A 13,718-nucleotide genomic window follows, 5' to 3' on the forward strand; every position below is an offset into this window, starting at 1 on the left:
TAGAAACTGGCAGGTTTGAAGGTACGAGGTTTCCCCGAGATGTGCTATACTGGCAGCAGTAGCATTAATTGCCCGAGCCATGACCGAGGTTAAGCAAAAGACAATTGAGCAATATTTCCTCGAAATCTCCGTGCCGGAAGATAAGCGCGAAAAGGTTATTATGTGCACTACCCGGCAGATTTACTCCCGAAACCAAGATGTGATTGCATGGGAAAAAGAACCCGACGCGGCCGAAAAGGAAAAGCTATCGGCCAAGATAGCCGAAAGTGACGCGGCTATTCTACAGCGCATCACCAACATAATAAACGGCCAAGAACCAGACCTGCATTATGAGTTCTAATCCAGTTGTCCTGATTATCATGGACGGCTGGGGGGTGGCCGCTCCGTCACGAGGAAATACGACGACGCTGGCGCGGTTGCCATTTTTTGATTACATATTAGCCAACTATCCCACCATGACGCTGGAAGCAGCCGGCTTGAGCGTCGGTTTGCCGTGGGGCGAGATGGGCAATTCCGAGGTCGGACACCTTACCATCGGGTCCGGCCGCATAGTCTATCAGAGCTTGACTCGGATCACCCAAGCGATTGAGAGTGGAGCATTTTTTAAGAACTCGGCGTTTCTGTCTGCGATTGAACATGTTAAAAAGAACCAAAGCAAACTACACCTGATCGGCCTCTTGGGATTGGGCGGTGTTCATGCCCACCAGATGCACATGGAGAGCTTATTGCAACTGGCCCAAGACAATGGTGTGCCGGAAACTTATCTGCATTTATTCTTGGATGGACGGGACGCGGCGCGTAATTCCGCCACCCAGTATTTGGAAATACTCCAGCAGCGCATCACCGAAAAGAAATACGGCCGAATCGCCAGCCTGGTCGGCCGCTACTGGGCGATGGATCGGGATAACAAATGGGAGCGTACCAAACGGGCTTACGATTTGTTGACTGCCGGAACCGCCGATGTACGCGGCACGGATCCTATGGCGTTAATCAAGGAATCATATCAACGGGAGGTATACGATGAGGAAATCGAACCCACTCTCATCACCGACGGTGATCAGCCGGTAGCAACGATAGGTGATAACGATGCAGTGATCTACGTAAATTTTCGAGCGGATCGAGCTCGGCAGCTGACTCAGGCTTTTGTGACGGATGATTTCAAAGGATTTGAACGAACCAAGAAACTGGCCAATCTTTGCTTCGTCACCATGACGGAATATCAGAAAGATTTGCCGGTGTTGGTGGCATATCCGCGCGAATACATTCGTGAGCCGCTAGCCAAGGTGGTCAGCGACAGCGGCGCGAAGCAGCTGCACGTAGCCGAGACTGAAAAATACGCTCACGTGACATTTTTTATCAATGGCATGCAGGAAGCCAGTTTTCCAGGCGAGGATCGCGTGTTAATACCCTCGCCGTTAGTTGATTCTTATGCCAAGACGCCCAGCATGTCCGGTCAATTAATCACCGAGGCGGTAGTCAAGGGCCTCAATCAAGGTGATTACGGGCTGATTATCGTAAACTTTGCCAACCCCGATATGGTCAGCCACACCGGTGATATTCAGGCATCGATAGCTGCGTTGGAAGCGGACGACCAGTATTTGAAAGAAATCGTAACGACCGCGCTAAGTCACGATGGCACGGTGGCAATAACGTCTGATCACGGGAATTGCGAAGAGGTTATGAAACTGCAAACCGGCGAACTCGACAAAGAACACAGCACCCGGCCGGTGCCGCTGATTATTATCAACAACCAACTGCAGGGAAAATATCCGCCGATTACGCGGGATCAGATGTATACGTTGAAAAGCCGCGGGACGCTGACCGATGTGGCGCCCACCGTGCTGGGGCTGATGCATTTGAACAAGCCCAAAGAAATGACCGGCATTAACCTGATAAAGATTATCTAGCGCATATGCCCGAATTTAACTACTCACAAATTACCAAATATCTCTATCTAGGCAGCCGGTTTTACGATTCCAAGAATATGGAGATGGTGGTGCGGGACGGAATTAGGGCGGTGGTGGACTTGAACTTGGAAAAGATGGATCGACCAAGAAATTTGCTGGCCTATCTCTGGTTGCCGGCTCGGGACTTCAGCCCGCCATCGGTTGAACAATTTTTTATCGGTATCGACTTTATCGATCATTTGGTACGTCGTCGGATCAAGACGTATGTGCACTGCAATGTCGGCTTCGGCCGGGCGCCCACACTGCTGGCGGCTTATTTGGTAGCGATTCGCGGGTATACTTTGGCCGAAGCGGTAATCTATTTAAGCCATCGCCGGCCGGGCATACATCCCAATCCCGGACAGATTGACGGGATAAAGAAGTTTATCCAGGCATTTGGCCGCTATCGCAAGTCTAGCCAGAAATTTCATATCGCTTAAGTGGGGGCGATGTATTTCCAGCTGACTTTGTATCACGTAAATACTGTTCGAGACCATCAGGCCTATTAGTTTTTTGTATCCGAGCAATATTATAACCACCATGAGATTACAACTATATCTCGCCAAGGCCGGCATAGCGTCGCGGCGGCACAGTGAGGATTTGATTCGCCAGGGCAGAGTATCAGTCAATGATCGCGTGGTGACCGAGATGGGGGTGCGGGTTGATCCCAGCCGTGATCGCGTAATCTACCAAGGCTGCCGAGTGCAACCTTCACATAAGAAGGTGCTGATTATATTCCACAAACCAGCCGGCGTGTTGAGCACCATGCAACGGGGGCGCGAGCGGGGAAAAACATTAGCGGAAACAATAAAATATCCCGAACGGTTGTTTCCAGTTGGCCGGCTCGATCGGGATACCACCGGGTTGATCCTGCTGACTAATGACGGCGATTTAGCTCAAAAATTAAGCCACCCTCGTTACGAGCATGAAAAGGAATATCAGGTTACTTTGTCGACCGAGCCAACCGTTGAACAGATTCAGCGGCTCAATCAGCCATTTATGATGGCCGGTTATCAGACCCGGCCGGTTGCGGTAACCAAGGTCAAGCCGCGGACACTGCGCTTCATTCTAAAAGAAGGCCGCAAACGCCAGATCCGCGAAATGTGCCACCAAACAAAGTTACATATTACCCAGTTAAATCGGGTTCGGGTGGGAGCTTACAAATTGGGTAGTTTGGCTGTGGGACAGTGGCGGGTAATTGATTCAAAGTTGTAGATTGCGGCTGAGGTTGAGTTTGAACCACGGCTACGGTATACTGTCGATATACTATTAAATACATACCCATGGATAGTTCGAACATGATTTTTGCCATATTGCCGGCATTTATCGGCGCGGCAGTGATATTTGCCATTATATTTGCCGTGGTCGCGATCGTCGAAGGTCGCCATACGGCGGCGAAGAGCGGTATAATCAAACAAATATATTTCTATCTCGTTTCGATTCTAACGCTGTTAATCAGCGTGGTCGCGATCGGTTTTATTGTTCAGACGCTGCTAAAAAGCACGGCCTTTCCCCGCGCTGATTCATATGACAAGGCCTCGGTGACTCCGCCCAGCCTATATCTTACGTCAGCGAAGTTTCCCAGCGAAACCAGTACAATAACCTGTGCCACGGGTTGCGACCTGACGGAATCTCAGAAGGGCGATATCGCCAACTGGTCGGAAAATTATCAAAGCTGGAAACAATCACAGGATATGACTGCCCGGCGGCAACGCGACTTAGTGGCCGCGATTTCAGTCTTGTTAGTAGCGCTGCCCTTGTTCTATGTCCATTATCGCATTATCCAAAAGGAAAACGCGGCTCAGACGCCTGATCAGCGATCATTGCGCATGATCCGGCCCACCTATTTCTATATTGCCACCTTTGTCGGCTTGGGCATGATTATCACGTTCGGATCGCTGCTGATCAATCTGGTGCTCAAAACTTACCTGTTTCCCAAGGCCAACACGGCTGACAATAGCTCCGACTCTTATATGATGGCAGTGTCACCAGAAACATCCGGCGCCGGTACGATACAAGACTGCGCCACAGCTTGTAATCTTGACGCCAAATACGTTGCATCGGCTGAGCAATATCAGGTTGATTACCAAGATTGGCAAAACCGGAATCGCAGCGCGGGGCGCAATGATAGCGAAGCCGCGCGGGATATTGCGTTTCTGGTCGCGGCGATACCGTTATTCTGGTATCATTGGTCGAAGATTCGGAAGGAAAGCCGCGATTCAAGCGCACCAAACCAAGCAAATAACTAGATTAATAACAACCTACTGTCAATATGAAAATAGAAATCAAACGTGATTTGTGCATCAGTGCCGCTTCGTGCGTGGCCATCGCGCCGGGGGTGTTCCAACTCGACTCAGAATCAAAAGTTTATCTGGTCGATCCGAAGGCAGCCGATGAAGCAACCATACTTGAAGCCGCCAAGTCTTGCCCGACCCAAGCGATCGTAATCAAGGATGACTCCGGCCAACAGATATTTCCAGCGTAATAACAGAAATAAAATAACAGAAAGATCCTCGGACGGGGATTTTTCTTATTTGGGTTGAGTTATATTACATTCTGTGTATACTGTGATTATGACAAAAACCATTACGAAAGCTTCTCCAGCCAAGTTCAGCCTAAAACAACGGGTCAAAGTTGTGATCGACCAGATCAGACCAGCCGTGCAAGGTGATGGTGGAGACGTGGAATTAGTCGATGTCCAATCCGGCGTTGTATTACTGCGGCTAACCGGAGCCTGCGCTACCTGTCCCATGTCATCGATTACCTTGAAGCTTGGCATTGAACAGCAATTGAAGCAAAAGGTAAAAGGAGTAAAAGAGGTGGTGCAGGTAGATTAGATTATTGGTTGATTGAGTTATTTAGATCAATCAAATCAAATGTAGTGGAAACCTTCAGGTTTCTACGCCTTTAATATCAACCATTTATCCGAATAGACATATTTACCTGTTGATAACATTGACGGGCGGCTGTATTTGTTTTTTCGTTGAAGTTGTGCTATAATAAAAACCGAAAATATGGAAAATACAAACGTAAATCAACCGGTATCGGCTAGCGTCAGCAATGTACCCGCTGCTGATGACATTGCAGCCCAAATAAGCCAAGCCATTTCCAGTCAGACGCCCAAGGCGTGCCTGCAAGCTTTGTCGTTGTTGTCAGGCCATAATGCCAACCAGATACCCGACGTGGAAAATAGTCGGAAAAGGCTCAAAGTATTGGCGATGCCCTTGCTGAATGCCAATGATATAGCGACGATATTTTCCAACTCTTTATCGACGATATTCGAGTACCCAGTACCCGACCGGCTGCGCGTCAGGCTGCTTTCGTTGCCCAATGACCAGCGTGACGAAATTAAACGCCAAGTCGAAAACAATCTGATGGCCAATATCCAGCCATTCATTGGAGGATCGTCAATTAGCCCGTCTGAATGGATTGCGCGCTGGCTGTTGGTTGACCAGCCGGTAGCGGAGTTTGCCAAGTACGATCCGGATTATCAGAAACTGAGCCAAGCCGACCAATTGTGCGTCGAACGCCTTTTGTCTACTTACCAGATGGTCAGCCATTCTTCGGCCACGATTGAAGGGGTTGATGAGGAAATTGTCATGCGCGACGAATCCGGACGTCTTAAGGTCTTGAGAAATGGCCGAGTGATGGAGTTAAATAGTGATCGGTTTGAGGATAGTCCGGTAACAACGGCTCTGCCACCCATTCCGCCAGATACCAAACCGGTCGCCAAATCCGCACCACCCCCGCCGCCCAAAGTTGTGATGCCGCCGCCAACCCTGCCTGTTGTGCCAGAAATTCCACCAGCAGTCAAAACTATCAAACCCACGCCGAAACCCGAGCCGATCATCACACGGGCGCCAGACATGCTGCCTCGAGCCAAGCCGACCCTGCCGCCAGCAGTTTCAACCGTGGCGGATAAGCCGAGATTCTTTTTTCACGAGGAAGATGAAGCGGACATAGCCAAACATCGGGCCAAACTAGCTAACGAAGCATCGATTGGAGCGGCTAATTTTTCTCAAGCCATAAATCAGCTGGTTAAGGACTACGGCGTTGAATTGCCCGATGAACAAACGCGGGCACGCTTTGAAAATATCATCACGTCACGTTTCAATGACGTGCGCGATTTGATTGAAACCAAGGCGATGCTCAGCCGACCGACTAAGATCGGCGGAGTCGGCTTGCCTCCTGAAGTAGTCGATCAGCTCACCAGCCAACTCGAAGAACAGGCTCGGCTGGTGCATGAAGCCAAAAGTCCACCGCCTCCGGTTGAAAAACCTCACATATCCGAACCGCCATCCCCGTCATCCAACGTTGCTCCACCCCCGCCCGAACGACCGACTGCGCCGGAGGTTCAACCCGTCGTCCAACCTAAGCCGCTAGAAAAAGCTAAGCCGGTCGTGGTAACGGCGACAAAAAAAGAGCCATCCGCGGTAAAGCCACCACCTGTAAATAGCCCTCCGCCACCAGTGATCAAGCGGCCAATCGACGGCATTAGACCGGTCGTGTCTGACATTCGACCGCCGACTCGGGTAATGGGCCCGATTGAAGAGTTGGCGGCGCTAACCATCGATGATTACCGCCGATTGGGGCGCAATTTGGCCGAATCAAACGATAAGGTAATGGAAAAGCTTGATCTACTGGAAGAGGAATCCTTCCTGAAGCGCGATGAGGGCGTCAAAGCTTGGAAGACCAGCCCGACGCACAAGTTGTATCTGGCGATTGGCCGAGCCAGCATGGAAAAAAACTTAGCCGTCACGGACGTGATTCGGCAATATAACGAAAATGGAAGTAACACTATGACGCCTCAGGAGTTCGAGGCGCTGGCCGATTTAAACAAACGGATAAGTTACTAGTTCGAATATGCCTCTGCAATTTACTGTGCCACAATTTATCGACGTTGAAGACAAGATAATCGGACCGATTTCGGTACGTCAATTCTTAGTTATTCTGGGCGGCGGCATTATGGTAACGGCATGTTACTTTATCTTTACCTTCATTCCATTCATTATCATCTCGGTTGTTTTGTTGGGCATTACTGCCATGTTTGCCTTTTATCGGATCAATGGACAACCATTCCATGTGTTTCTTCTAAATATATTAACTACGTCGCGGCGCCCAAGATTGAAAGTTTGGCACAAACATCTAGCAGATGAGGATATTCGAATGCAGCGTGAAAAGTCAGTTGATCTGTCTCTTCAAGCGCCCAGCAGTAAGCCCACTCCCAGTACCAGCCGGCTCCAAGAACTGTCTTTGATCGTTGACACGGGCGGGGCTTATGGTGAGGAATCTTGGGAGGTGGCTCGCGAGAACGATTTGCTGTAAAATTACCCTATGGCTACCACAAAAAAAACCAGCATACCTTCAACGCAGAGGTATCTGCCAATTGCCGAAATAAAGGACGACGCGGTGGTAATGAAGGATGGCACCCTGCGGGCGGTGATCCTGGTCTCGTCGATTAACTTTGCCTTGAAGTCGGAAGATGAACAAAATGCCATTATCCAGGCATATACCCAATTTCTCAACTCATTTGAATTCCCGGTCCAGATTATTATTCAATCTCGGAAACTAGATATTGATGAATATTTAGCCCGATTGGAAAAAACCGAGAAGGAACAGACCAACGAACTGCTCAAAATGCAAACCAGGGAATACCGCCAGTTTATTGGCGAATTAATCGAGCTGGCCGATATTATGAGCAAACGGTTCTATGTTGTGGTGCCCTATAGCCCGATTAATGCCAAGCAGAACTCAAAAAGATTTCTCGATCGATTGCGGGAATCACTGACGCCCAGCAGTATGATTCAATTAAAGCGCGCCCAATTCGAACAATACCGCACCGAGCTGACCAAGCGGGTGGATTTTCTGATTAGTGGCTTGGGAGGCATGGGTCTCAAGGCGGTTAGTCTGGACACCCAAAGCCTGATCGAGCTGTACTACAACACCTACAATTTAGAAAGCTACGACCAGCAGCAATTAGTCCCGGTCAATAAATTACGTTTGGAACAGTAATGCCCAATTTCAATCCCAACCAAGTCCAGCCAGTAAAGCCAGTCGGCAGTATGTCACCCAGAATGACGCCGGCGCAGCAGCGGGAGCTGGAACGCCAAAAACTGGAGAGTGAAAAGAAATCCATTGAATCGGAGCGGATTTATCGTGAGGGCGTAGTCACCATTATGGACGTGATCGCGCCTGCGTCAATGCGGATTCAACCTTCGTTTATCGAGCTGGGCGGTAAATTCGTCCGTACCGTGTTTGTAGTGACTTACCCACGTTATTTGGCGGTGGGTTGGTTTGCGCCCATTATTAATCTCAACCAGGCGCTGGATATCTCGATGTTTTTTTACCCGGTCGGATCCGACGTGATGCTGCGCCGACTGCGCAACAAAGTCGGTTCGATCGAAGCCCAACTGTCGGCCGATGCCGAAAAAGGCTCGGCGCGCGACCCGATGCGTGAAACGGCGCTGCAAGATATTGAAAAATTGCGCGACGAACTAACCCAAGGCACGGAAAAGTTTTTCAAGTACGCGCTGTATCTGACCATCTATGCCGATTCGATCAAGGAACTGAATGAACTGACCGATCGAGTTGAAGGCATGTTCGGGTCACGCCTGGTATATTCGAAACGGGTACTCTATCAAGCTGAGCAGGGTTTCAATTCTACTTTACCGCTGTGCTTAGACGAACTGGACGTAGCCTTTAATATGAATACTTCGCCGGCCGCGTCATCGTTTCCCTTTATTTCATCGGAGCTGACATCAGACAACGGCATTCTGTATGGCATCAACCGACACAATAACAGCTTAATTTTGTTCGATCGTTTCAGTCTGCAGAATGCCAATTCGTGCGTCTTTGCCACTTCTGGAGCCGGCAAAAGCTACGCTGTCAAACTGGAAGTGCTGCGCAGCCTGATGGTGGGCTGTGATGTGATCATTATCGATCCGGAAAAAGAATATAAGTATCTCTCGGATGCTGTCGGCGGCGCGTACGTCAACATTTACCTTAACTCTGATTCAAAGATTAATCCGTTTGACTTGCCGCGTCCGGTCGGTGAGGCCGATCGCCCCGCTGATGTGATCCGTTCCGCGGTCATAACGCTCAAGGGCCTACTCAAGTTGATGATGGGTGAATTTACGCACGAAGAGGATGCGCTGGTTGACCGGGCTCTGATCGAAACCTACGCCAAAAAAGACATCACAGCTGATAGCGATCTGACTAAGGTTGATCCACCGCTGATGTCCGACTTTGAAGAGGTGCTGGCCGGCATGCAGGGCGGCGACGAGCTGGTCAAACGGCTGAAGAAATACACCGAAGGAACCTTTGCCGGCCTGTTCAACAGCCCGACCAACATTGATGTCAAGAATCAGCTGGTAATTTTTAGCGTTCGGGATTTGGAAGACGAACTGCGCCCGATCGCCATCTATATGATTGTCAACTATATCTGGAACGTGGTTCGATCCGAACTGAAGAAACGAATCATGGTAATCGACGAAGCCTGGTGGCTAATGCAAAACGAAGACTCCGCCAAGTTTATCTACGCCTTGGTCAAGCGGTGCCGTAAGTATTATCTAGGCGTAACGACAATTACTCAAGACGTGAATGACTTCTTACGATCACCGTACGGTCAGGCGATTGTGACCAACTCTTCTCTGCAATTATTGTTGAAACAATCACCGGCCGGTATCGACATTCTGGCCAAAACCTTTCTGCTAACTCAGGGTGAAAAATATCTATTACTCGAGTGCGGTGTCGGTGAGGGCATTTTCTTCGCCGGTTCGCGGCACGCAGCCATCAAAGTAGTAGCCTCCTATACTGAAGACCAGATCATCACCTCAGATCCGAAGCAACTACTCGAGATCGAGGCGGCTAAGAAAGAATTCGATGAAAACATGGCCGATCAGGGCACTAAGCCAAATGGTTAACGACTAATTGATCTCCTATGAAAAACATGCGTTACATTTTAATCGCCGTCGCCGCAGTCGTTGTGTTATTGGCTGGTGCTTTGCTGTACCTGCGTTATCGCGGTGCCAGCACGACCAATCAGTCGAATGTAAATACTAATAGTAATCAAAATTCTAATAACAATATACCGGTATCGAATACCAACAATAATACTAATACTTCGCCTGGCAATACCAACACAGTGAACGGTAACACAAATACCAGCACCGGCGATTTTAGCGAAGCCAGCCTCAAATCGATCGCTCGGAGTTTTGCTGAACGATTTGGCACCTATTCCAATCAAAACAACTTTGAAAACATCGAGCACCTGATACCTTATATGACCGAACGGATGAAGCAATGGGCGACGAATTATTTAGAAGAAAAAAGGACCAACCCGGTCTACGCCGGTATTTATCATGGAATTACCACCAAGTCATTATCGATCACTACGGTCAGCTATGATACCTCAGACGGAACCGCTGAATTTTTAGTCAAAACACAGCGCCGGGAATCGACCGGCTCAACCTCCAACAGTCAATTAACCTACCAGGACATTCAGATCAAATTCAAGCGCGAGCAAGGGATCTGGAAAGTTGATGAAGCGTGGTGGAAATAACACATGCCTTCCGGTGCATCAGAACAAGAAAGTAAATACTCTCGGGGATTAGCGGCCGATCGCATTGCGCAATCAATCGTACCATCAATAAATTCAACGGCGGACATTGAAAAATCGATGCGATCGATGGGCTCCAAAATGCCACCAACGCTTCGTCAAAGGTTGGCCGATCGAGCGGAAAGCGCAGTTATCCGGCAATATGAATCCGACCGTCAAAAAAATCAATCAAAAAGATCGGACGCGGGCAATACGACCAGCGAACAGGAGGAAAAACATCGGCGTAATCTGCAAAGATTCAAAAGGCTATCCCAGTTTGCTAGTCAAATCGGTGAACTGACCGGATCAAGAAGTTTGGAGGATATTGGTGGAACGGCCGAAGAGATGGCTGACGATTACTCCCAGGGTGGGGTAAAACAAGCCGCTTTGGGTGCGGGCAGACGATTAGCCGCTTCCGGGACGGGCTATGCCACCAGCAAAGCTGCCAGCAGCAAACTGGGCGCGAGCGGCGGTAAGGCCGGCGCGGCCGGTGGTGTGGCAGCTGCGGCTACTCGGGGCGATGGGTTGGGTGGGTTGAGCGAAGGGGCTTTGGCCGGTGCGGCATCGGCCAAGAAGTGGCAAAACTTTCGCATGATTCTGGCCGTGATTCGCGGTGTGGGCGCCATCAGCATAGTTGGCATAATTGTGACAGTGCTAATCTGGGCGCTGCAGTTGCTGCTGGGACACGTGCTTGGCAAAGAAGCCTGGAAAATGTCGCAGCTTGAAATGATCATCGCCGTTCCGGTATGCGTATTGCTGCTAGTAATACTGGTAGCGCTGTTTATTCTCCTGATTATACTAACAACATCAATATTTAAAATCGTCGGCTGGATATTTTTCTAAAATTAGAATATATGCTTAAAAGAATAAAAAAACTGCGGTGGTCGATCCTGCTGATTGTTTTGTTTGCCGTCGGTTTTATTACGTTATCCAGCCCAGTGTCGGCAGCGGCTAATGAAGCTCCCGTCTGCAAGCCAAACGAGATCCAGCTGAATATCCCATTCGGCAAAAGCTGTGTAACCGACTTAGCTGATTATATTTCGATATTCTACCGCTACATGGTTGGCGCGATCGGCATTGTCGGCGTCGCCATGATAATGTATGGCGGTATTCGTTGGGTGTCTTCAAACGGTAATTCAAAAGAAGTTGACGAAGCTAAGCAGACTATCATCTCGGCCATAGTTGGCGTCGCGCTGGCGCTGGGTTCCTATGTCCTGCTCAATTTTCTCAATCCCATGATCACTCAGCTGGAGGATCCGCTCAAGGGTCATACCATCGGCAGTACCGATACCACGGTTTTTTGCCGCGACAAGCTGGGCGTCGGTTGGCAGCAAAAAGTTACCCTGGATAAAGAAGACACCTGCGGTAACGAATTTGTGGAAAAGTCAGGCGGGCAGACCTGCACCAGCGACACCTGTGGTGAGGGCCAGATATGTTATAATGATCGAGTCAACGGATCGGGTTTTTCGTGCCAGTCAGCCGAATCGGTGTGTGTCAATGCGGATAATAACTCATGTGATCAGGTAGACACCCAGATCGCCCGTTTTCAGTCCGACTTTGGCTGTTCGAAGCGTTTCAGCAATGATTTTCTATCCGCGATTAGTAATTATATCGAGGATTTTCAGCCAGGCGATAAATGTGTGTACGGCCAAATAATTAAACCCCCGGCGGGGTGGGAACGCGTAAATTGTACCACGCCGACGGCTCAGCATATCTGTTTTGAAAACGAACCGAATTCGGGACAAAGCTTCCCGCTCGATTGCGCAGGCTCCACGCCAGCTTCGCCATTTAAGCCAGCGGACAGTTATGGCAACGGTTCGCGTCCATGTACCGATAAGGCGCGTCCAGTAATGGGCGCTGATGGTATTTGCATTCATTTGACAGCCGGCAACGATTATAAATGTGTTAACTGACTATGAGCGAACTATTTTCTAGATACAAGCGGTTATTCCTAATGATTGGATTGGTCCTGGTTGTAGTATTGGTCGGGGTGCTGATCTATTTCTTGCTGTTCAGAACCATAAAAACGGATACCAATAATCAGAATAATACTAATAATGGCAATATAAATAGTAACGGACAACTACCCGACACAAATACAAACCGGGTCGTAAATCGGAACACAAACCAATCGACCAGCAATAACAACGGCACAACATTGCCAGACATTGCCCAGATAGCGGCCGGTGGCGCGACATTGGTTAACGATGTAACCAGCACCCGCGTCAGTAGCGGCAAACCAACGGCTGATCGAACCGGATATGTTTACTATGACCGGGACGCTAAGAAATTTTATAATGTCGGGTTGAATGGCGAGAAAACTGAATTATCCAACCAGGCCTTTTATGAAGTTAATAATATCGTATGGTCGGCCAGTGGCCAAACAGCCATTCTTAGCTACCCGGATGGCAGTAAGGTATTTTTTGACTTTCGAACCAATCAAGCCACCACTCTGCCCAAGGAGATGAAAGAAGTCAGTTTTTCCGGCAATGGCGACAAAATAGCCTATGAGTTTGTCGGCACTAGCGACAGCGAACGCTGGCTGGCCGTTTCTAAGCCGGACGGCAGTGAACAGCAAATTATCGAACCGATCGGCGACAAAGCGGCGAGCGTGGAAGTAAATTGGTCGCCGGATTCGCAGGTAGTTGCCACCTATCGAGAATCGGTGGGCGTTAATCAGGAGGAAATATACTTTATCGGCCAGAATGGGGAAAATTTTAAATCAATGGTAGTTGACGGCTCCGGTTTTACTTCAAAGTGGTCACCGGACGGCAAGCAGCTGCTGTACAGCGTATACAACAGCGCCTCGGGTTATCGGCCAACTTTGTGGCTAGCATCAGGCCAGCGTGATTCGGTCGGGGCCAACGCCGTTAATCTGCAAATTGCCACCTGGCCCAGCAAATGCGCTTTTGGGGCAGTCACAATCTACTGTGCTGTGCCCACTACGTTGCCAGAAGGAGCTGGTCTGGCACCCGAAGTAGCCAGCATGACCCCGGATGCTTTTTATCAGATTGATCTTGCCACTGGACAAAAATCCCTCTTAGCCGTACCGGCGTCAATCGGCGGCCAAAATCAGTATAGCGCCGACGTGGTCTACGTTTCTCTGGATGAAACACAGCTATATTTCCATAATACTATCAGTGGTAAATTAGAAACAATACGTTTGAAATAATCCA

General features: G+C 49.3%; 15 protein-coding genes. All 15 read left to right on the plus strand.

Going from position 1 to position 13,718, the window contains the following annotated elements:
- Window positions 1–79: 79 nt before the first annotated feature.
- Window positions 80–340 (plus strand): hypothetical protein, encoded by a 261-nt coding sequence (locus WC734_04640; GenBank protein ID MFA6198407.1) that lies wholly within the window; start codon window positions 80–82, stop codon window positions 338–340.
- The gene (gene gpmI, locus WC734_04645) at window positions 330–1,907 is read left to right on the plus strand and encodes a 2,3-bisphosphoglycerate-independent phosphoglycerate mutase (protein MFA6198408.1); all 1,578 of its coding nucleotides are present in this window, start codon (window positions 330–332) and stop codon (window positions 1,905–1,907) included. The genes WC734_04640 and gpmI overlap by 11 nt, the downstream gene beginning before the upstream one ends.
- 5 nt (window positions 1,908–1,912) lie before the next feature.
- Window positions 1,913–2,386, plus strand: coding sequence for a dual specificity protein phosphatase (locus WC734_04650; GenBank protein MFA6198409.1), 474 nt, complete (start codon window positions 1,913–1,915; stop codon window positions 2,384–2,386).
- A 100-nt stretch (window positions 2,387–2,486) separates the two neighbouring features.
- Complete coding sequence (locus WC734_04655; protein ID MFA6198410.1) at window positions 2,487–3,161, plus strand: pseudouridine synthase; 675 nt, start codon at window positions 2,487–2,489, stop codon at window positions 3,159–3,161.
- 68 nt (window positions 3,162–3,229) lie between these two features.
- Complete coding sequence (locus WC734_04660; protein MFA6198411.1) at window positions 3,230–4,195, plus strand: DUF5671 domain-containing protein; 966 nt, start codon at window positions 3,230–3,232, stop codon at window positions 4,193–4,195.
- A gap of 23 nt (window positions 4,196–4,218) precedes the next feature.
- Entirely contained in the window at window positions 4,219–4,431 is a 213-nt protein-coding gene (locus tag WC734_04665; GenBank protein ID MFA6198412.1) for a ferredoxin, read from the plus strand.
- An 88-nt stretch (window positions 4,432–4,519) separates the two neighbouring features.
- Entirely contained in the window at window positions 4,520–4,783 is a 264-nt protein-coding gene (locus WC734_04670; GenBank protein MFA6198413.1) for a NifU family protein, read from the plus strand.
- A gap of 177 nt (window positions 4,784–4,960) precedes the next feature.
- Complete coding sequence (locus tag WC734_04675) at window positions 4,961–6,802, plus strand: hypothetical protein (GenBank protein MFA6198414.1); 1,842 nt, start codon at window positions 4,961–4,963, stop codon at window positions 6,800–6,802.
- A 7-nt stretch (window positions 6,803–6,809) separates the two neighbouring features.
- Window positions 6,810–7,271 carry a PrgI family protein gene (locus WC734_04680; GenBank protein MFA6198415.1) on the plus strand — a complete coding sequence of 154 codons (462 nt, stop codon included), beginning with the start codon at window positions 6,810–6,812 and terminating at the stop codon, window positions 7,269–7,271.
- A 9-nt stretch (window positions 7,272–7,280) separates the two neighbouring features.
- The gene (locus tag WC734_04685) at window positions 7,281–7,958 is read left to right on the plus strand and encodes a TraC family protein (GenBank protein ID MFA6198416.1); all 678 of its coding nucleotides are present in this window, start codon (window positions 7,281–7,283) and stop codon (window positions 7,956–7,958) included.
- Window positions 7,958–9,868, plus strand: a complete 1,911-nt coding sequence (locus WC734_04690; protein ID MFA6198417.1) for an ATP-binding protein — start codon at window positions 7,958–7,960, stop codon at window positions 9,866–9,868. The genes WC734_04685 and WC734_04690 overlap by 1 nt, the downstream gene beginning before the upstream one ends.
- A gap of 17 nt (window positions 9,869–9,885) precedes the next feature.
- A complete protein-coding gene (locus tag WC734_04695; GenBank protein MFA6198418.1) occupies window positions 9,886–10,506 on the plus strand; it encodes a hypothetical protein in 621 nt (206 codons plus the stop codon).
- A 3-nt stretch (window positions 10,507–10,509) separates the two neighbouring features.
- The gene (locus WC734_04700; protein MFA6198419.1) at window positions 10,510–11,385 is read left to right on the plus strand and encodes a hypothetical protein; all 876 of its coding nucleotides are present in this window, start codon (window positions 10,510–10,512) and stop codon (window positions 11,383–11,385) included.
- An 11-nt stretch (window positions 11,386–11,396) separates the two neighbouring features.
- A complete protein-coding gene (locus WC734_04705; protein ID MFA6198420.1) occupies window positions 11,397–12,455 on the plus strand; it encodes a pilin in 1,059 nt (352 codons plus the stop codon).
- A gap of 2 nt (window positions 12,456–12,457) precedes the next feature.
- Window positions 12,458–13,714 (plus strand): hypothetical protein, encoded by a 1,257-nt coding sequence (locus tag WC734_04710; protein ID MFA6198421.1) that lies wholly within the window; start codon window positions 12,458–12,460, stop codon window positions 13,712–13,714.
- Window positions 13,715–13,718: the final 4 nt, after the last annotated feature.

The organism is Patescibacteria group bacterium, assembly GCA_041661625.1.
In the GTDB taxonomy this organism is placed as follows: domain Bacteria; phylum Patescibacteriota; class Patescibacteriia; order JAHIZJ01; family JAHIZJ01; genus JBAZUB01.